General features: G+C 63.1%; 16 protein-coding genes. All 16 read left to right on the forward strand.

Annotated features, from left to right (window positions below; all coding sequences use genetic code 11):
- The first annotated feature begins 27 nt into the window (after window positions 1–27).
- The 16 genes from leuC to ACK59L_RS02850 all read left to right on the forward strand — a co-directional run bounded on the left by leuC (window position 28) and on the right by ACK59L_RS02850 (window position 18,162).
- Window positions 28–1,461 (forward strand): 3-isopropylmalate dehydratase large subunit, encoded by a 1,434-nt coding sequence (gene leuC, locus ACK59L_RS02775; RefSeq protein WP_058605546.1) that lies wholly within the window; start codon window positions 28–30, stop codon window positions 1,459–1,461.
- Entirely contained in the window at window positions 1,458–2,102 is a 645-nt protein-coding gene (gene leuD / locus ACK59L_RS02780; RefSeq protein ID WP_058605545.1) for a 3-isopropylmalate dehydratase small subunit, read from the forward strand. Before leuC ends, leuD begins: the two co-directional genes overlap by 4 nt.
- Window positions 2,103–2,241: 139 nt before the next feature.
- Window positions 2,242–3,006: a class I SAM-dependent methyltransferase gene (locus ACK59L_RS02785; RefSeq protein ID WP_058637678.1), complete on the forward strand. Its 765-nt coding sequence runs from the start codon at window positions 2,242–2,244 to the stop codon at window positions 3,004–3,006.
- Between the two features lie 54 nt (window positions 3,007–3,060).
- Entirely contained in the window at window positions 3,061–4,143 is a 1,083-nt protein-coding gene (leuB, locus tag ACK59L_RS02790) for a 3-isopropylmalate dehydrogenase (RefSeq protein ID WP_023535973.1), read from the forward strand.
- A gap of 62 nt (window positions 4,144–4,205) precedes the next feature.
- Complete coding sequence (gene asd, locus ACK59L_RS02795) at window positions 4,206–5,318, forward strand: aspartate-semialdehyde dehydrogenase (protein WP_058637677.1); 1,113 nt, start codon at window positions 4,206–4,208, stop codon at window positions 5,316–5,318.
- Between the two features lie 183 nt (window positions 5,319–5,501).
- Entirely contained in the window at window positions 5,502–6,506 is a 1,005-nt protein-coding gene (locus tag ACK59L_RS02800) for an aspartate-semialdehyde dehydrogenase (RefSeq protein ID WP_409271728.1), read from the forward strand.
- Between the two features lie 71 nt (window positions 6,507–6,577).
- Window positions 6,578–9,193 carry a FimV/HubP family polar landmark protein gene (locus tag ACK59L_RS02805; RefSeq protein ID WP_409271730.1) on the forward strand — a complete coding sequence of 872 codons (2,616 nt, stop codon included), beginning with the start codon at window positions 6,578–6,580 and terminating at the stop codon, window positions 9,191–9,193.
- A gap of 111 nt (window positions 9,194–9,304) precedes the next feature.
- The gene (gene truA, locus ACK59L_RS02810) at window positions 9,305–10,159 is read left to right on the forward strand and encodes a tRNA pseudouridine(38-40) synthase TruA (protein WP_409271732.1); all 855 of its coding nucleotides are present in this window, start codon (window positions 9,305–9,307) and stop codon (window positions 10,157–10,159) included.
- Between the two features lie 58 nt (window positions 10,160–10,217).
- Window positions 10,218–10,838, forward strand: a complete 621-nt coding sequence (locus ACK59L_RS02815; RefSeq protein ID WP_409271734.1) for a phosphoribosylanthranilate isomerase — start codon at window positions 10,218–10,220, stop codon at window positions 10,836–10,838.
- A 219-nt stretch (window positions 10,839–11,057) separates the two neighbouring features.
- Entirely contained in the window at window positions 11,058–11,951 is an 894-nt protein-coding gene (accD, locus tag ACK59L_RS02820) for an acetyl-CoA carboxylase, carboxyltransferase subunit beta (protein ID WP_058605537.1), read from the forward strand.
- On the forward strand, window positions 11,951–13,258 hold the full coding sequence (folC, locus tag ACK59L_RS02825) for a bifunctional tetrahydrofolate synthase/dihydrofolate synthase (RefSeq protein WP_409271736.1): 1,308 nt from the start codon (window positions 11,951–11,953) through the stop codon (window positions 13,256–13,258). The genes accD and folC overlap by 1 nt, the downstream gene beginning before the upstream one ends.
- A complete protein-coding gene (locus tag ACK59L_RS02830) occupies window positions 13,242–13,898 on the forward strand; it encodes an SPOR domain-containing protein (protein WP_409271738.1) in 657 nt (218 codons plus the stop codon). Before folC ends, ACK59L_RS02830 begins: the two co-directional genes overlap by 17 nt.
- Window positions 13,899–14,057: 159 nt before the next feature.
- Window positions 14,058–14,615, forward strand: coding sequence for a CvpA family protein (locus ACK59L_RS02835; protein ID WP_058605534.1), 558 nt, complete (start codon window positions 14,058–14,060; stop codon window positions 14,613–14,615).
- A gap of 42 nt (window positions 14,616–14,657) precedes the next feature.
- Entirely contained in the window at window positions 14,658–16,163 is a 1,506-nt protein-coding gene (purF, locus tag ACK59L_RS02840; protein WP_058605533.1) for an amidophosphoribosyltransferase, read from the forward strand.
- Between the two features lie 17 nt (window positions 16,164–16,180).
- The gene (locus ACK59L_RS02845; RefSeq protein WP_409271741.1) at window positions 16,181–17,392 is read left to right on the forward strand and encodes an O-succinylhomoserine sulfhydrylase; all 1,212 of its coding nucleotides are present in this window, start codon (window positions 16,181–16,183) and stop codon (window positions 17,390–17,392) included.
- Window positions 17,389–18,162 (forward strand): SDR family oxidoreductase, encoded by a 774-nt coding sequence (locus ACK59L_RS02850; RefSeq protein ID WP_058605532.1) that lies wholly within the window; start codon window positions 17,389–17,391, stop codon window positions 18,160–18,162. Before ACK59L_RS02845 ends, ACK59L_RS02850 begins: the two co-directional genes overlap by 4 nt.
- Window positions 18,163–18,186: the final 24 nt, after the last annotated feature.

Here is an 18,186-nt window from a genome sequence, read left to right on the forward strand (position 1 = left end):
AGAAAGACGCTGATGAGGAACAGTCCGATGGCTGGCAAAACGCTCTACGACAAACTCTGGGAAGCCCACGAGGTCAAGCGCCGTGATGACGGCTCGTCCTTGATCTACATCGACCGTCACATCATCCATGAAGTGACCTCGCCGCAGGCTTTCGAAGGGCTGCGCCTGGCCAAGCGCAAGCCATGGCGTATCGATGCCAACATCGCCACGCCCGACCACAACGTGCCGACCACCCCGGAGCGCAAGGGCGGGATCGAGGCCATCGTCGACCAGGTGTCGCGCCTGCAGGTGCAGACCCTCGACGAGAACTGTGACGAATACGGCATCGTCGAATTCAAGATGAACGACGAGCGCCAGGGCATCGTTCACGTCATCAGTCCCGAACAGGGCGCTACCTTGCCAGGCATGACCGTGGTCTGCGGCGACTCGCATACCTCAACCCACGGCGCCTTCGGTGCGCTGGCCCACGGCATCGGCACCTCCGAGGTCGAGCACGTACTGGCTACCCAGTGCCTGGTGGCCAAGAAGATGAAGAACATGCTGGTGCGGGTCGAGGGGCAACTGTCGCCGGGTGTCACGGCCAAGGACATCGTCCTGGCGGTAATCGGCAAGATCGGCACTGCCGGTGGCAACGGTCACGCGATGGAGTTCGCCGGCAGTGCCATTCGCGAGTTGTCGATGGAAGGCCGCATGACCATCTGCAACATGTCCATCGAAGCCGGTGCCCGTGTCGGGTTGGTGGCCACCGACGCCACCACCATCGCTTACGTTGAAGGCCGCCCGTACTCGCCCAAGGGTGAGCAGTGGACCCGTGCTGTCCAGGCCTGGAAAGACCTGGTGTCCGATGAGGATGCCGTTTTCGATACCGTGGTCGAACTCGATGCCACGCAGATCAAGCCGCAGGTCAGCTGGGGTACCTCGCCAGAAATGGTGCTTGCCGTCGACCAGCGTGTGCCGGACCCGGCTGCCGAAGCCGACCTGGTCAAGCGTGGCTCCATTGAGCGCGCCTTGAAGTACATGGGCTTGAAGGCCAACCAGGCGATCACCGATATCCACCTGGATCGCGTGTTCATAGGCTCGTGCACCAACTCGCGCATCGAAGACCTGCGCGCGGCAGCGGAGATCGCCAAGGGCCGCAAGGTGGCGAGCAGCGTCAAGCAAGCCATCGTCGTCCCCGGCTCGGGCCTGGTGAAGGCTCAGGCCGAGCGTGAAGGCCTGGACAAGATATTCGTCGAAGCCGGCTTCGAATGGCGCGAGCCAGGTTGCTCGATGTGCCTGGCCATGAACCCCGATCGGCTGGAAAGCGGCGAGCACTGCGCATCCACCTCCAACCGTAACTTCGAAGGGCGTCAGGGCGCAGGTGGCCGCACGCACCTGGTGAGCCCGGCGATGGCCGCCGCCGCCGCCGTCACCGGCCATTTCATCGATGTCCGCGAGTTGATCCAAGGGAGCGCAGCATGAAAGCTTTCACTCAGCACATTGGCCTGGTTGCGCCGTTGGACCGTGCCAACGTCGATACCGACCAGATCATCCCCAAGCAGTTCTTGAAGTCGATCAAGCGCACAGGCTTTGGCCCCAACCTGTTCGACGAATGGCGCTACCTGGACGTAGGTCAACCCTATCAGGACAACAGCAAGCGCCCGGTAAACGAGGAATTCGTGCTCAATCACCAGCGCTACCAAGGTGCCAGCGTGTTGTTGGCGCGGGAGAACTTCGGTTGCGGGTCCAGCCGTGAGCATGCCCCTTGGGCACTGGACGAGTACGGCTTTCGGAGCATCATCGCGCCCAGCTTTGCCGACATCTTCTTCAACAACAGCTTCAAGAATGGCTTGTTGCCGATCATCCTCAGCGATGAAGACGTCGATGAGCTGTTCAAGCAGGTGGAAGCTGCGCCAGGCTACCAGCTGACCATCGACCTGCAGGCCCAGGCGGTCACACGCCCAGATGGCAAGGTACTGCACTTCGAGATCGACGCATTCCGCAAGCATTGCCTGCTCAATGGCCTGGACGACATTGGTTTGACCTTGCAGGACAGCGATGCGATCAAGGCGTTCGAGGACAAGCACCGTGCTGCGCAACCCTGGCTGTTTCGCGACGCCTGACTAAAGCCTGCGCGCTCGCCGGCCTGCTTGCCAGCAGGTCGGTGCAAGCGGCGTCCCTCACGCACCTTGGCTCAAGCCAGTGCCACTGGCGCAATGGCCGAGCCCATATCGGCGACTACTCCAACACCAGGACATTCCAATGACGCGCACGCAGCATACCGATGTGGTTCAGCGCCAGTTCGGCGATCAGGCTGGGGCCTACCTCAGCAGCGCCGTGCATGCTCAAGGCAGCGAGTTCGCGCTGTTGCAGGCCCAGTTGCAGGGACAGGTCGACGCACGCGTGCTGGACCTGGGCTGCGGGGCAGGTCACGTCAGCTTCCAGATTGCGCCGTTGGTGGCGCAGGTAGTCGCGTACGACCTTTCCCAGTCCATGCTGGACGTCGTCGCCAACGCTGCCGCCGATCGTGCGCTGACCAATATCATGACCGAGCGTGGCGCGGCAGAATCCCTGCCGTTTGCCGATGCTTCGTTCGATTATGTGTTCAGCCGCTACTCAGCCCATCACTGGAGCGACCTGGGCCTGGCGCTGCGCGAAGTGCGCCGCGTGCTCAAGCCGGGCGGTGTGGCTGCATTCATTGACGTCATGTCGCCGGGTAGCCCGCTGCTGGACACGTATCTGCAAGCAGTAGAGGTGTTGCGCGACACCAGTCACGTTCGCAATTACTCTGCTGCCCAGTGGCAGCGCCAGGTCAGCGAGGCCGGCCTGCGTGTTCGCAGTCATGCCCGGCAGTCACTGCGCCTGGAGTTCGGCAGTTGGGTCGAGCGCATGCGCACCCCTGAGCTGATGCGCCTGGCCATCCGCGAACTGCAGCAAGCCATGGGCGAAGAAGTACGGCAGTATTACCAGATCGAGGCCGATGGCTCGTTCAGCACGGATGTGCTGGTGCTGTGGGCAGAACGTTAAGCCTTTTTCGGCGCGGCCCCATTCGCCGCGCTGCGTGAATGCATAGAGGAAAGCATGAGCAAGCAGATTTTGATTCTTCCGGGTGATGGCATTGGTCCTGAAATCATGGCCGAAGCCGTCAAGGTGCTGGAGCTGGCCAATGACAAGTTCCAGCTCGACCTGAGCCTGACCCATGACGTGATCGGTGGCGCAGCCATCGACAAGCACGGGGTGCCGCTGGCCGATGAAACCCTGGAGCGTGCACGCCAGGCCGATGCCGTGCTGCTCGGCGCCGTGGGCGGTCCCAAGTGGGACAAGATCGAGCGTGACATTCGCCCTGAACGCGGCCTGCTGAAGATCCGCTCGCAGCTGGGGCTGTTTGCCAACTTGCGCCCGGCCATTCTCTACCCACAGCTGGCCGATGCGTCCTCGCTCAAGCCGGAAATCGTTTCTGGCCTGGACATCCTCATCGTGCGCGAGCTGACCGGCGGCATCTATTTCGGTGCCCCACGTGGTCAGCGTGAGCTTGAAGGTGGCGAGCGCCAGGCCTACGACACCTTGCCCTACAGCGAAAGCGAAGTGCGGCGCATCGCCCGCGTTGGTTTCGACATGGCGCGGGTGCGTGGCAAGAAGCTGTGCTCGGTGGACAAGGCCAACGTTCTGGCTTCCAGCCAGCTGTGGCGTGAAGTGGTCGAGAGCGTGGCACAGGATTACCCGGATGTGGAACTGAGCCACATGTATGTCGACAACGCGGCGATGCAGCTGGTGCGCGCGCCGAAGCAGTTCGACGTCATGGTGACCGACAACATGTTCGGCGACATTCTGTCGGATGAAGCTTCCATGCTGACCGGTTCCATCGGCATGCTGCCTTCGGCGTCGCTCGATGCCAACAACAAGGGCATGTACGAGCCCTGCCACGGCTCGGCGCCAGACATTGCCGGTGCTGGGATCGCCAACCCGTTGGCCACCATCCTGTCCGTGTCGATGATGCTGCGCTACAGCTTCGACCAGTCGGCTGCCGCCGAGGCCATCGAGCAGGCGGTCAGCCTGGTGCTTGACCAGGGCTTGCGCACTGGCGACATCTTCTCCGAAGGCTGCCGCAAAGTAGGTACGCAGGAAATGGGCGACGCAGTAGTCGCAGCGCTGCGGAATCTGTAATCTCTCTGGCCCGCCATCCCCAATCCCGATGGCGGCCCACTTTTAGCAAAGGTGTAGTTGCGATGAAACGTGTAGGTCTGATCGGTTGGCGCGGCATGGTTGGTTCCGTGCTCATGCAGCGAATGCTGGAGGAGCAGGATTTCGACCTTATCGAGCCCGTGTTCTTCACCACCTCCAATATTGGTGGCCAAGGCCCGAACGTGGGCAAGGATACCGCGCCGCTCAAGGACGCGTATTCCATCGAAGAGCTCAAGACCCTCGACGTGATCCTGACTTGCCAGGGCGGCGACTACACCAATGAAGTGTTCCCCAAGCTGCGCGAAGCAGGCTGGCAGGGCTACTGGATCGATGCGGCCTCGTCTTTGCGCATGCAGGATGATGCAGTCATCGTGCTCGACCCGGTCAACCGCAAGGTCATCGATCACCAGCTCGACGCCGGTACCCGCAACTTCATCGGCGGCAATTGCACGGTCAGCCTGATGCTGATGGGCCTTGGCGGATTGTTCGAAGCCGGTCTGGTGGACTGGATGAGTGCCATGACCTACCAGGCAGCGTCCGGTGCAGGGGCGCAGAACATGCGCGAGTTGATCAAGCAGATGGGCGCCACCCATGCGGCGGTCGCCGATGACCTGGCCAACCCGGCCAGTGCCATCCTCGACATCGACCGCAAAGTGGCCGAGGCCATGCGCAGCGAGGCCTATCCGGCTGAAAACTTCGGCGTCCCCCTGGCCGGCAGCCTGATCCCCTGGATCGACAAGGAATTGCCCAACGGCCAGAGCCGCGAAGAATGGAAGGCGCAGGCCGAAACCAACAAGATTCTGGGTCGCTTCAAGAACCCGATTCCGGTGGATGGCATCTGCGTGCGCATCGGTGCCATGCGTTGCCACAGCCAGGCGCTGACCATCAAGCTGAACAAGGATGTGCCGATCGCCGACATCGAAGGCATGATCAGCCAGCACAATCCTTGGGTGAAGCTGGTACCCAACCAGCGTGAGATCAGCATGCAGGAACTGACCCCTACCAAGGTGACCGGCACGCTGAATATCCCGGTTGGACGTTTGCGCAAGCTGAACATGGGTTCCCAGTACCTGGGGGCGTTCACGGTGGGTGACCAACTGCTGTGGGGCGCTGCCGAGCCGCTGCGTCGCATGTTGCGGATCCTGCTGGAACGTTGATACAGCCATCTGTACCCGAACCCGCGCTACTTACAGCGCGGGTTTTTTATTTTGCGGCACGCAGGGCAGGTGGCAGGGGAAGCCTGCGCACAGCGGGCGACTCCCTGCCACGGGTCGGCGTTGGCCTCGGTTGTGTAATGCAGGTAAAGTGCCGCTCCCGTTTCGCCAGAGGCAGCCTGCAATATGAAACCTTCATTCGATATCGCCGTCGTCGGTGCCACCGGCAGCGTCGGTGAGGCGTTGGTCCAGATTCTCGAAGAGCTGGATTTCCCGGTCGCCACCCTGCACCTGCTCGCCAGCATCGAGTCGGCGGGCAGTAGCGTGATGTTCGCCGGCAAGAAGCTCAAGGTCCGTGAGGTCGAGGGGTTCGATTTTGCGCAGGTCAAGCTGGCGTTCTTTGCAGCCAGTGCCGCGGTCAGTCGCAGCTTCGCCACCGACGCTGTGCAAGCGGGCTGCACCGTCATCGACCTGTCCGGTGCCCTGGACAACGCACTGGCTGTCGTTCCAGAAGCCAACGCCGATCAAGTGGCTGGGCTGAAGCTGCCCGCACTGATCACCAGCCCCTGTTCAGGCGCCGTGGCCGCCGCCGCTGCCCTGGCCCCGATCAAGCATTTGCTGGACATCGAGCATGTTCAGGTGGTGGCGTCTTTGGCAGTGTCGGCTCAAGGCCGTGAGGCGGTCAACGAGCTTGCGCGGCAAACGGCCGAGTTGCTCAATGCCCGCCCGTTGGAACCGCGCTTCTTCGACCGCCAGGTCGCCTTCAACGTGTTGGCCCAGGTCGGCAAGGTCGACGAACAGGGCCATACCTCCGTGGAGCGGCGCATGGTGCAGGAGCTGCGCGAGCTGTTGGGCCAGCCTGAACTGAGTATTTCAACAAGCTGCACTCAAGTCCCGGTCTTTTTCGGCGATAGCTTCAATGTGGCCGTGCAGTGCCGCCACGCCGTGGATCTGGCGGCCGTCAACCAGGCGTTGGAGGTGGCGCCTGGCATCGAACGGGTAGACCTGGACGATTATCCAACGCCGGTGGGCGACGCAGTCGGGCAGGACGTGGTCTATGTTGGACGTGTACGCCATGGTGTTGATCAAGCGCAGCAGCTCAACCTTTGGCTGACCACCGACAATGTGCGCAAGGGCGCGGCGCTGAACGCTGTGCAGGTGGCGCAATTGTTGATTAAACACGGTCTGTAAAAGATACTGGCAGGCACTTTTGTCCTGCTCTGCCTGCACGTTTCGGGACGATCCATACAAGGGAAGAGTTCATGCTTCGAATCCGCAAACTGGTTCTAGCCATGGCAGCAGCCTCGGCGCTGTCCTCGGGCATGGCCAATGCTCTGGGCCTGGGAGAGCTGACCCTCAAGTCGGCGCAGAACCAGCCCCTGGAGGCCGAGATCGAACTGCTCGATGTGCGAGACCTGACCGCGGCGCAGTTGGCACCGAGCCTGGCCCCGCCTGAGGAATTCGCCAAGGCAGGCGTGAACTTCTCGAGCGCCTTGCAGGACTTGCGCTTCACGCCCGTGATCAACCCCAATGGCCGAAGCGTGCTTCGCGTGACCTCCAGCCAGCCCATGCCGGGGCCAGTGGTCAAGTTCCTGGTGCAGGTGATGTGGCCTCAAGGCCGCCTGTTGCGTGACTACAACGTCCTGCTGGATCAGGCCAAGGCCCAGGGCCCAGAAGCCGCAACAGGCAATGTCGCCGCTGCGACCACCGGCCCTGGCAGCTACACGACCCAGCGCCGCGATACCCTGTGGCAGATCGCAGCGCGTAACGCTCAGGGTGGATCGATCCAGCAAACGATGATCGCGATCCAGGCGCTGAACCCGGATGCGTTCATCGGCAACAACATCAACCAGCTCAAGGTTGGCCAGGTATTGCGCCTGCCCGATCAGCAACAGATCCAGAGCATTGCCCAAGGCGAAGCCAATCGCGAGGTCGCTGAGCAGTACGCGGCTTGGCGCGAGGGTCGTCGCCTGGGGCCGCGTGCCCGCCAGCTCGACGCCACCCGGCGTGGTGCCGCAGACGCCGCGCCCGCTGCCATCGCCCAAGGCGACAACCTGCGTCTGGTCAGCCCCGGCAACCAGCCTGGTGCTGGGCAGGCCAAGGCGCTGAACGACAAGTTGGCGGTGGCGCAGGAAAGCCTGGACACCAGTCGCCGCGACAACGAAGAACTCAAAAGCCGCATGTCCGACCTGCAGAGCCAGTTGGACAAGCTGCAGCGCCTGATCGAGCTCAAGAACGATCAGTTGGCCCGGCTGGAAGCGCAAGGCGCGGCTACCCCTGCGCCAGCAGCGACGGTCCCTGGCGAACCCGGTCAGCAGGCCCCGGCGCCGTCCCAGGCGGCTGTGCCTGTGACCGATCCGGTGCCGACGGCGAGCCAGCCGACCGTTCCCGATCAACCCGTGATCGCGCCAGCACCCTCGGCTGCGCCAGACGCTCAACCCGCCGCACAAACCTCGTCGGACAGCACCCTGGACGACGTGCTGGGAAGCCGCTGGTTGCTATGGCTGATCGCCGGTTCTACCGTCTTGGTCCTGGCGCTGCTGCTCTGGCTGCTGGCGCGTAAGCGCAGGGCCCAACAGGAAGCCGAAAAGCATTTGCGCATGGCGCGCGCGTTGGAAGAGGAGCAGATCGAGGGTTTCGATCCAGAGGACGACAGCCTTGATGGCGTCGAAGTGGTGTCCCCGACCGTTACGCTGTCGCCAGCGGCAGTCGCCGCCTCAGCGGCAGCCGCAGCGGCCTCTGAAAAACCGGCTGCACAGCCTGTGCGTGAGCCTGCGGCAGACCCTTATGGGCCATTGTTGGCACAGGCGGACACGTGCATTGCCGAAGGCCGCCTGAACCGCGCCACCGAGCTGCTGGAGCCTGCAGTTGCCAGCGCGCCCAGACGCGATGACCTGCGCTTGAAGTTGATGGAGGTCTATGCCCGCCAAGGTGATCAAAGCGCATTCGCCGAGCAGGAGCGCCAGTTGCCGGCGACTGCCGGTAACACGGCAGAAGTGGCCAGCCTTCGCGAGCGTTACCCGGCGATGTTGGCCCTCGCCGCGGCCGGCGTGGGTGCTGCTGCCTTGGCAGCCAAGCTAGACGAGCAGTATGTGCAAGGGCTGCTCGATGATCAGCCGGGTTCACCGCATGCAGAGCCAGCAGAGTCGGACACACAGGCCGCCGCCGGGCCGGACGTCTTCGACGATATTCCGACGCTCGACACTGCGGCGCTGGATGATCAGGCGCTGGAGGGCAACTTCGACTTGAGCCTGGACGACCCTGCTCCCGAGCCGGCGACACCGGCTGCCGCCCCGGCCGATGAGGCGCTCTCTGCAGGAGGGCAGATACAAGACCCGGCCGATGCAGACTTCGAAACCTTGCTGGCGCAGGCCAGTGCTGAAGCTCAACCAGCCCAGGACCTGTCCGATTTCGACCTGGACATCGGGGAGCCCGAGGGGGCGGGTGGTCGGGATGACGCTGCGCCAAGTACGGTCGATCCGGTACCGGCTTTCGATCCGACCACTGATTTCGACCTGCCGGCGGACTTCGACCTGTCCCTGCAGGACGACTCGCCAGGCGCGCAGCAGTTCGCCTCCGAGCTCGATGACGTCAACGCCGAGCTGGACAAGCTCTCGCAAAGCCTGGAGTCGCCCTCCCTGGAGCCGCACTTCACTGCCGAGGACGCCGCTGCGCAACCTGAGCTCGAACCGATCGACGACCTGGATTTCGACTTCTTTTCCGGAGCCGACGAAGTGGCCACCAAGCTCGATCTGGCCCGCGCCTACATCGATATGGGTGATCACCAGGGCGCCCGCGACATTCTCGATGAAGTGGTCAAGGATGGCGATGAGCATCAGCGCGAAGAAGCAGAGGACATGCTTTCGCGTCTGGTCTAGGCCCTCGCGTGAAGCCCTTGGTTTGTAACGCGTGAACCTGATGGCAGCCCTGAACGGCTGCCATTGTCGTTATAATCCCCGGCATTTGGTTCACCAACAGGTTGCAGATTCTTGGACATCATCGACACCGCCTCGGCCGAATCCGCTGCCGAAGGCTGCACGCGCATCGCCCTGGGTGTGGAATACAAGGGCGCCCGCTACCGCGGCTGGCAACGTCAGGCCAGCGGCGTGCCCAGCGTTCAGCAAGCGTTGGAACAGGCACTTTCCAAAGTGGCCAACGAACCCATTTCAGTCGTTTGTGCAGGGCGTACCGATGCTGGCGTGCATGGCTGTGGGCAGGTCGTGCATTTCGACACCCGAGCGGTGCGTGATGAACGTGCCTGGACCATGGGCACCAATTTCAACTTGCCCCATGACATCAGCGTCGTGTGGTCCAGGCCCATGCCTGCCGATTTTCATGCGCGGTTCAAGGCTTGTGCCAGGCGCTATCGCTACGTGATCTACAACGACCCGATTCGGCCTGCTCACCTGGCCGAGGAGGTGACCTGGAATCATCGCCCGCTCGACGTCGAGCGCATGGCCAAGGCTGCCTCAAGTTTGCTTGGCACCCATGATTTCAGCGCATTCCGCGCTAGCCAGTGTCAGGCCAAGTCGCCGATCAAGCACATTTACCACCTGCGGGTGACGCGTCACGGGCAGATGATCGTGCTGGATGTCCGGGCTACCGCCTTCCTGCATCACATGGTGCGCAACATTGCTGGCGTGCTGATGGCTATCGGCGCGGGGGAACGGCCGGTTGAGTGGGCGCGCCAGGTGCTGGAGGGACGGGACCGCCGCGAAGGGGGCGTCACGGCCCACCCCTACGGTCTTTACCTGGTCCAGGTGGAGTACCCGGAGGCGTTTGCGCTGCCTGAGCGTTACATTGGCCCACACTTTCTGACGGGCTACGATGCATTGGCGGACTGACGCACGAAGCGCCATTTGCTAAGATTCCGCCTTTGACCGCGCAAACAGGTGGCTGTCCATGAGCATCGTTCGCAGTAAAATCTGCGGGATCACCCGCATCGAAGACGCTCTGGCAGCTGCCGAGGCCGGCGCCGATGCCATCGGGCTGGTCTTCTATGCCAAGAGCCCGCGTGCCGTGAGCGTAAATCAGGCGCGTGCCATCATTGCCGAGCTGCCGCCCTTCGTGACCACGGTCGGGTTGTTCGTCAATGCCACGCGTTGCGAGCTGGGCGAAATACTCGAAGCGGTGCCCCTGGATCTTTTGCAGTTCCATGGTGATGAAACTCCGCACGATTGCGCAGGCCATCACCGGCCGTGGATCAAGGCACTGCGAGTACGTCCGGATGACGACCTGAAGCTGGCGTGCCGGCAATATGCTGGCGCATCCGGTATCTTGCTGGACACCTTCGTGCCGGGTGTGCCTGGGGGCACGGGCGAAGCGTTCGACTGGTCACTGGTGCCTGCCGACCTGGGCAAGCCGATCATCCTGGCCGGTGGCCTGTCGGCGGACAACGTCGGGCAGGCGATCGCCCAGGTGCGCCCATACGCTGTCGATGTCAGCGGCGGTGTCGAGCAAGCCAAGGGCATCAAGGATGCGGCCAGAATAGAAGCATTCGTACGCGCGGTGAAACAGGCTTGAGCAGATGTGACGGCAGGCAGCGTGCCATCGTCCATAGCTATCTCAGCCCCGTGGGCCGGCCGGCCCCGCGTGGGGCGGTCAACCGAATTGTTCAGGGTGGCGCGGCAGGGGTACTGAACCCGGGTCGCCGTTTCACCCACGTTTTAAGCATTTGAGCTCAAAAGGGCAGGGCAGGCCGGCTACGCTGGTCCCCTCCCGCCGATACTGGAGAAAGAAAGCATGAGCAACTGGTTAGTCGACAAACTGATCCCTTCCATCATGCGTTCCGAGGTGAAGAAGAGCTCGGTACCTGAAGGCCTGTGGCACAAATGCCCGTCCTGTGAGGCCGTGCTGTACCGTCCGGAGCTGGAAAAGACCCTGGACGTATGCCCCAAGTGCAATCACCACATGCGCATCGGCGCACGTGCTCGCATCGATATCTTCCTGGATGCCGAGGGCCGTGCCGAGCTGGGTGCCGACCTGGAGCCGGTCGACCGGTTGAAGTTCCGCGACAGCAAGAAGTACAAGGACCGCCTGACCGGCGCGCAGAAGCAGACCGGTGAAAAGGACGCCCTGATCTCCATGAGCGGCACCCTGATGGGCATGCCGATCGTGGTCAGCGCGTTCGAATTCTCCTTCATGGGCGGTTCCATGGGTGCCATCGTCGGCGAGCGCTTCGTGCGCGCAGCCAACTATGCCCTGGAGCATCGCTGCCCAATGGTGTGTTTCTCGGCTTCCGGCGGTGCCCGCATGCAGGAAGCGCTGATCTCGCTGATGCAGATGGCCAAGACTTCTGCCGTGCTGGCGCGTCTGCGTGAAGAAGGCATCCCGTTCATCTCGGTACTGACCGACCCGGTTTACGGTGGCGTGTCCGCCAGCCTTGCGATGCTGGGCGATGTCATCGTTGGCGAGCCCAAGGCCCTGATCGGCTTTGCCGGCCCGCGCGTCATCGAGCAGACCGTTCGCGAGAAGCTGCCTGAAGGCTTCCAGCGCAGCGAATTCCTGCTGGAGCACGGTGCCATCGACCTGATCATCTCTCGTGGCGACCTGCGTCCACGGCTGGCGCGCCTGCTGGCCCAGATGACCGGCCAGCAGACACCGGTCGAAGCCCTCGAGGCGGCTGCGGTCGCGTGATGACCCAACGGACCCTTGGCGAGTGGCTCGCCTATCTTGAGCAGTTGCACCCCTCGGCCATCGACATGGGGCTGGAGCGGTCGCAGGCGGTACTGGCGCGCCTGGCGTTGGGCAAGCTTGCCCCACGTGTGGTGACGGTAACGGGCACCAACGGCAAGGGCTCGACCTGCGCGTTCCTCGCTTCGCTGCTGCGTGCCCAGGGGTTGAGGGTCGGCGTATACAGCTCGCCGCACCTGCTGCGCTACAACGAGCGGGTGATCATCGACGGCGTTGAAGCCAGCGATGCGCAGTTGTGCGAAGCGTTCGCAGCGGTCGAAGCGGCGCGCGGCGAAATCTCCCTGACCTATTTCGAGATGGGTACCCTGGCGGCGTTCTGGCTGTTCGAGCGTTCGCAGCTCGACGCGGTGGTGCTGGAAGTCGGGCTGGGCGGGCGGCTGGACACGGTGAATGTCGTGGACGCCGACATCGCGCTGGTGACCAGCATCGGGGTCGACCACATCGATTACCTGGGCGATACCCGCGAGCAAGTGGCCTTCGAGAAGGCCGGTATCTTCCGTGCCGGCAAGCCCGCGCTCTGTGGCGACCTCGATCCGCCCCAGCCGCTGCTGGACAAGGCCAGCGAACTGGCGGCCCCGCTGCGGTTGCGGGGCCGCGACTTCGACCTTCAAGTGGCCGAGCATGGCTGGAGCTGGTACGGGACGTCCGGCGAAGGTGAAAAAGTTGCCTTGATGGACCTGCCCCTGCTGGACCTGCCCATGGAAAACGCAGCCTTGGCCCTGCAAGCCTACCTGCTGAGCGGCCTGCCCTGGAGCCCTGCGCAGCTGAGCCAGGCATTGGTCCAGACGCGCATCACAGGTCGTCTCGACCGGCGCGTGATCCACTGGCGTGGCGTCGCGGTGGAACTGCTGCTGGATGTAGGGCATAACCCACATGCAGCGCAGTACCTGGCCCGGCGTCTGGCATCCCGACCACTGGTCGGTCGGCGTCTGGCCGTGTTCGGCTTGCTTTGCGACAAGGACCTCGAGGGTGTGATTGCGCCCTTGCAGGCCCTGGTTGATGAGTGGGCCGTTGCGCCGCTTGCCACCCCGCGTGCCCGGCCTGCCGCGCAATTGGCTGAGGCCCTGACGAACCTCGGCGCCACGGTGAAGTCTTATGCCAGCGTCGACGCTGCCCTGGAGGGGCAGTGCGCGAACGCCACGGCAGATGATCAGATCCTGCTGTTCGGTTCGTTTTTCTGTGTCGCTCAGGCGCTGGAATGGTTGCAGCGGCATCCCCAGGAGGGTGGGATAGATGGCAGTGCTGGATAAAGGAATGAAGCAGCGCATGATCGGTGCGCTGGTGCTGGTAGCGCTGGCGGTGATTTTCCTGCCGATGCTGTTTTCGCGGCAGGATGAAATGCGTGAGGTGCACGTCGATGCCCCAAAAGCGCCTGCTGCACCGTCGCTGCCTGAAGTAAAGGTCGACCCCGTCGCCGTGCCAGAACCCCAGGCCTTGCCGGAGCAAGCGGACCCGTCGCCGGTGGTGGTAGACGAGTCGTCCGCCCCTGCGCGTGCGCCCAGCCAGCCCATCACGCCGTCGCCGCAGACACAGCAGGCCCAGCCTGCTCCGGCGGCCGTGGCCAAGGCCGAGCCCAAGGCGCCGGCCGCTTCTGCGCCAGCTGCGACGTCGACCAAAGCTGCCGCGCCGTCCAAACTCGACGCCAACGGCCTGCCGGTCAGTTGGTCGATCCAGTTGGCAAGCCTGTCCAACCGGGCAGGCGCCGAGAAGCTCCAGCAGACCTTGCGTAGCCAAGGCTACAACGCCTATATCCGTGCGGCCGGTGGCATGAACCGGGTGTATGTCGGCCCGCTTATCGAGCGTGCCGACGCCGAGCGCACCCGCGATGCAATCAACCGCCAGAACAGCCTCAAGGGCTTTGTCGTGCGCTTCCAGCCGGAACGCAGCTGAAGGCGAGGGGCGGCATCGCCGTCCCGTGCCAGGCAGCGAGCCTGCGGGCGGTGCCCAGCAGGCTCGCTGTGCTGGCTGGATCATCCACTGACATTCCGCTTACCCAAGCCCTCGTCGCTCTGGTAAAATCCGCCGCCTCAACGATCTGCAGGCAGCACCGTGGCATTTACCCTGGTTGATTGGGCGATCATTGCGATCATCGCCGTCTCCACACTGATCAGTCTCAAACGCGGCTTCGTCAAGGAAGCCCTGTCCTTGCTCATCTGGATCATTGCCGGTGCGGTGGCGTGGATGTTCGGTGGCTCGCTTTCGGTGTACCTGGAAAGCTATATCCAGACGCCCTCCATGCGCGTGATCGCAGGCTGCGGTATTTTGTTCGTCGCCACCTTGCTGGTGGGGGCGATGCTCAACTTTCTCATCGGCGAACTGATTCGTGTCACCGGCCTGTCGGGCACCGATCGTTTTCTGGGCATGGTCTTCGGCGCCGCCAGGGGCGGCCTGCTGGTGGTCGTGGCACTCGGGCTGCTGAGCCTGGGGCCGGTTCAACAAGACACGTGGTGGCAGGAGTCTCGCCTGATACCTCGGTTTCTACTGGTAGCCGACTGGTCTAAAAACCTGGTTGTGGGCTTCACCAGCCAATGGATGTCCGGCGGAGCGATCAGTACACCGTCTGATCTTCCGTTCAAGGAGCAGCTGCTCGGGCCGACCCGGCCTTGAGCGCTATTCACTCAAGTTTCATCAAAGTAGGGGTTGCGTCGCATGTGTGGCATCGTCGGTATCGTCGGTAAGTCGAACGTCAATCAGGCGCTGTATGACGCGCTTACGGTCCTCCAGCACCGCGGCCAGGACGCTGCCGGTATCGTGACCAGCCATGACGGCCGGTTGTTCCTGCGCAAGGATAATGGCCTGGTGCGCGATGTGTTCCAGCAGCGCCACATGCAACGCCTGGTGGGCAGCATCGGCATCGGCCATGTGCGCTACCCGACGGCGGGCAGCTCGACCTCCGCCGAGGCCCAGCCGTTCTACGTCAACTCGCCATACGGCATCACCCTGGCCCACAACGGCAACCTCACCAACGTCGAGCAGTTGGCCAAGGAGATCTACGAGTCGGACCTGCGTCACGTCAACACCAACTCCGACTCCGAAGTGCTGCTCAACGTATTCGCCCATGAGCTGGCCGTGCGCGGCAAGTTGCAGCCTACCGAAGAGGACGTGTTCGCCGCGGTCTCCCATGTACACAGCCGCTGCGTCGGCGGTTACGCTGTCGTTGCCATGATCACCGGCTACGGCATCGTCGGCTTCCGCGATCCCAACGGTATCCGCCCGGTCGTCTTCGGTCAGCGCCATACCGACGAAGGCGTGGAGTACATGATTGCTTCGGAAAGCGTTGCGCTCGACGTGCTCGGCTTCACCCTGATTCGCGACCTGGCGCCAGGCGAGGCGGTCTACATCACCGAAGAAGGCCAGCTGTATACCAAGCAGTGTGCCGAGGCCCCGAAACTGCAACCCTGCATTTTCGAACACGTCTACCTGGCCCGCCCGGACTCGATCATGGACGGTGTCTCGGTGTACAAGGCGCGTCTGCGCATGGGCGAGAAGCTCGCCGACAAGATCCAGCGCGAACGCCCGGACCACGGCATCGACGTGGTCATCCCCATTCCGGACACCAGCCGCACTGCCGCGCTTGAGTTGGCCAACCACCTGGGCGTGAAATTCCGCGAAGGCTTCGTCAAGAACCGCTACATCGGCCGCACCTTCATCATGCCGGGCCAGGCTGCCCGCAAGAAGTCGGTCCGCCAGAAGCTCAATGCCATCGAGCTTGAGTTCCGCGGCAAGAACGTCATGCTGGTTGACGACTCCATCGTGCGCGGCACCACCTGCAAGCAGATCATCCAGATGGCGCGCGAGGCCGGCGCCAAGAATGTCTATTTCTGCTCCGCAGCTCCTGCAGTGCGCTACCCCAACGTCTACGGCATCGACATGCCGAGCGCTCACGAACTGATCGCCCACAACCGTACCACCGAGCAGGTGGCCGAGTTGATTGGCGCCGACTGGCTGGTCTACCAGGACCTGCCTGACCTGATCGACTCGGTCGGTGGCGGCAAGATCAAGATCGAGCACTTCGATTGCGCGGTATTCAACGGTGAATACGTCACTGGCGATATCGACGAAGCCTACCTTGACCGCATCGAGCAGGCCCGCAATGACCTGGCCAAGGTCAAGACGCAGGCGGTCAGCGCAATCATCGACCTCTACAACAACTGATTTCAGGGAGCGATGGCATGACCGATCAATGGGATGCCGGGCGACTGGACAGCGACCTGGAGGGTGTCGGCTTCGACACCCTGGCAGTGCGCGCCGGTCAATGCCGTTCACCGGAGGCCGAGCACAGCGAAGCGCTGTTCCTGACCTCTAGCTACGTGTTCCGTACGGCTGCCGATGCGGCTGCGCGTTTTGCCGGTGAAACCCCGGGCAATGTCTATTCGCGCTATACCAACCCGACCGTACGGGCATTCGAAGAGCGCCTGGCGGCGATGGAAGGTGCCGAGCAGGCCGTGGCCACCTCCACCGGCATGGCGTCGATTCTGGCCGTGGTCATGTCGCTGTGCAGTGCAGGCGATCACGTACTGGTCTCTCAGAGCGTGTTCGGGTCGACCATCAGCCTGTTCGAGAAGTATTTCAAGCGCTTCGGCTTGCAGGTGGACTACGTACCGTTGGTCGATCTTGCCGGCTGGGAGCAGGCCATAAAGGCCAATACCAAGCTGCTGATCGTCGAGTCGCCGTCCAACCCACTGGCCGAATTGGTCGATATCGCTGCGCTCAGCGAAATCGCCCATGCCCGTGGGGCCATGCTGGTGGTGGACAACTGCTTCAGCACACCGGCCTTGCAGCAACCGCTCAAACTCGGTGCCGACATCGTCTTCCACTCCGCCACCAAGTTCATCGATGGCCAAGGCCGCTGCATGGGTGGTGCAGTGGCAGGCCGTGCCGAACAGATGAAGGACGTGGTCGGTTTCCTGCGCACGGCAGGCCCGACGCTCAGCCCATTCAACGCGTGGGTATTCACCAAGGGCCTGGAGACGCTGCGCCTGCGTATGCGGGCTCACTGCGAGAGTGCTCAGGCACTGGCGCAATGGCTGGAACAGCAGGACGGCATTGAAAAAGTACATTACGCCGGCCTACCAAGCCATCCGCAGCACGCATTGGCCAAGCGCCAGATGAGTGGCTTCGGCGCTGTGGTGAGCTTCGAAGTCAAGGGCGGCAAGGAAGGGGCCTGGCGCTTCATCGATGCTACCCGAGTCGTTTCGATCACCACCAACCTGGGTGACAGCAAGACCACCATCGCTCATCCGGCCACCACCTCCCACGGCCGCCTGACGCCCCAGGAACGTGCGGCTGCCGGCATCCGCGACAGCCTGATTCGTGTGGCCGTGGGCTTGGAGGACGTGGCGGATCTGCAGGCCGACCTGGCGCGTGGACTGGCGGCATTGTGATCGAAATTGGTCTCAACACGCCCGGCCACAACGGCCGGGTCGCTTTGGTCACCGGTGCTGCGCGCGGTATCGGCCTTGGCATCGCCGCCTGGCTGATCTGCGAAGGTTGGCAGGTGGTGCTCAGTGACCTCGACCGCCAGCGGGGAGCGAAAGCGGCCAAGGCCCTGGGGGATAACGCCTGGTTCATCACCATGGATGTGGCAGATGAGTCCCAGGTCAGTGCCGGGGTATCCGAGGTGCTCGGGCAATTCGGCAGGCTTGACGCGCTGGTGTGCAATGCTGCGATTGCCAACCCCCACAGCCAGACGCTTGAAAGCCTGAGCCTGGCTCAATGGAACCGCGTGCTGGCCGTCAATCTCAATGGCCCGATGCTGCTGGCCAAGCACTGTGCGCCTTACCTGCGCGCGCACAATGGCGCCATCGTCAACCTGACGTCCACGCGAGCGCGGCAGTCCGAGCCTGACACTGAAGCTTATGCCGCCAGCAAAGGGGGCCTTGTGGCACTCACCCATGCGCTGGCTATCAGCCTGGGCCCGGAGATTCGTGTCAACGCCGTGAGCCCGGGGTGGATCGATGCCCGGGATCCCTCTCAGCGCCGTGCCGAGCCGTTGAGCAATGCTGACCACGCCCAGCACCCCACCGGTCGCGTGGGCACCGTCGAGGACGTTGCAGCGATGGTCGCCTGGCTGCTGTCCCGGCAAGCAGCGTTCGTGACCGGTCAGGAGTTCGTGGTCGACGGCGGCATGACCCGCAAGATGATCTACACCTGAAGGCCCTTGTGGGCAGACCAGAAG

Origin of the sequence: Pseudomonas sp. KCJK9111 (assembly GCF_046231935.1) — a bacterium.
GTDB lineage: Bacteria > Pseudomonadota > Gammaproteobacteria > Pseudomonadales > Pseudomonadaceae > Aquipseudomonas > Aquipseudomonas parafulva_B.

What these genes read in the sequence shown, in the direction of transcription:
- ACK59L_RS02830 (WP_409271738.1), top strand. Translation starts at nt 13,242, where the DNA reads ATGGCAGTGCTGGATAAAGGAATGAAGCAGCGCATGATCGGTGCGCTG.
- ACK59L_RS02845 (WP_409271741.1), top strand. Translation starts at nt 16,181, where the DNA reads ATGACCGATCAATGGGATGCCGGGCGACTGGACAGCGACCTGGAGGGT.
- purF (WP_058605533.1), top strand. Translation starts at nt 14,658, where the DNA reads ATGTGTGGCATCGTCGGTATCGTCGGTAAGTCGAACGTCAATCAGGCG.
- leuC (WP_058605546.1), top strand. Translation starts at nt 28, where the DNA reads ATGGCTGGCAAAACGCTCTACGACAAACTCTGGGAAGCCCACGAGGTC.
- leuD (WP_058605545.1), top strand. Translation starts at nt 1,458, where the DNA reads ATGAAAGCTTTCACTCAGCACATTGGCCTGGTTGCGCCGTTGGACCGT.
- ACK59L_RS02800 (WP_409271728.1), top strand. Translation starts at nt 5,502, where the DNA reads ATGAAACCTTCATTCGATATCGCCGTCGTCGGTGCCACCGGCAGCGTC.
- folC (WP_409271736.1), top strand. Translation starts at nt 11,951, where the DNA reads ATGACCCAACGGACCCTTGGCGAGTGGCTCGCCTATCTTGAGCAGTTG.
- leuB (WP_023535973.1), top strand. Translation starts at nt 3,061, where the DNA reads ATGAGCAAGCAGATTTTGATTCTTCCGGGTGATGGCATTGGTCCTGAA.
- ACK59L_RS02805 (WP_409271730.1), top strand. Translation starts at nt 6,578, where the DNA reads ATGCTTCGAATCCGCAAACTGGTTCTAGCCATGGCAGCAGCCTCGGCG.
- ACK59L_RS02785 (WP_058637678.1), top strand. Translation starts at nt 2,242, where the DNA reads ATGACGCGCACGCAGCATACCGATGTGGTTCAGCGCCAGTTCGGCGAT.
- accD (WP_058605537.1), top strand. Translation starts at nt 11,058, where the DNA reads ATGAGCAACTGGTTAGTCGACAAACTGATCCCTTCCATCATGCGTTCC.
- asd (WP_058637677.1), top strand. Translation starts at nt 4,206, where the DNA reads ATGAAACGTGTAGGTCTGATCGGTTGGCGCGGCATGGTTGGTTCCGTG.
- ACK59L_RS02815 (WP_409271734.1), top strand. Translation starts at nt 10,218, where the DNA reads ATGAGCATCGTTCGCAGTAAAATCTGCGGGATCACCCGCATCGAAGAC.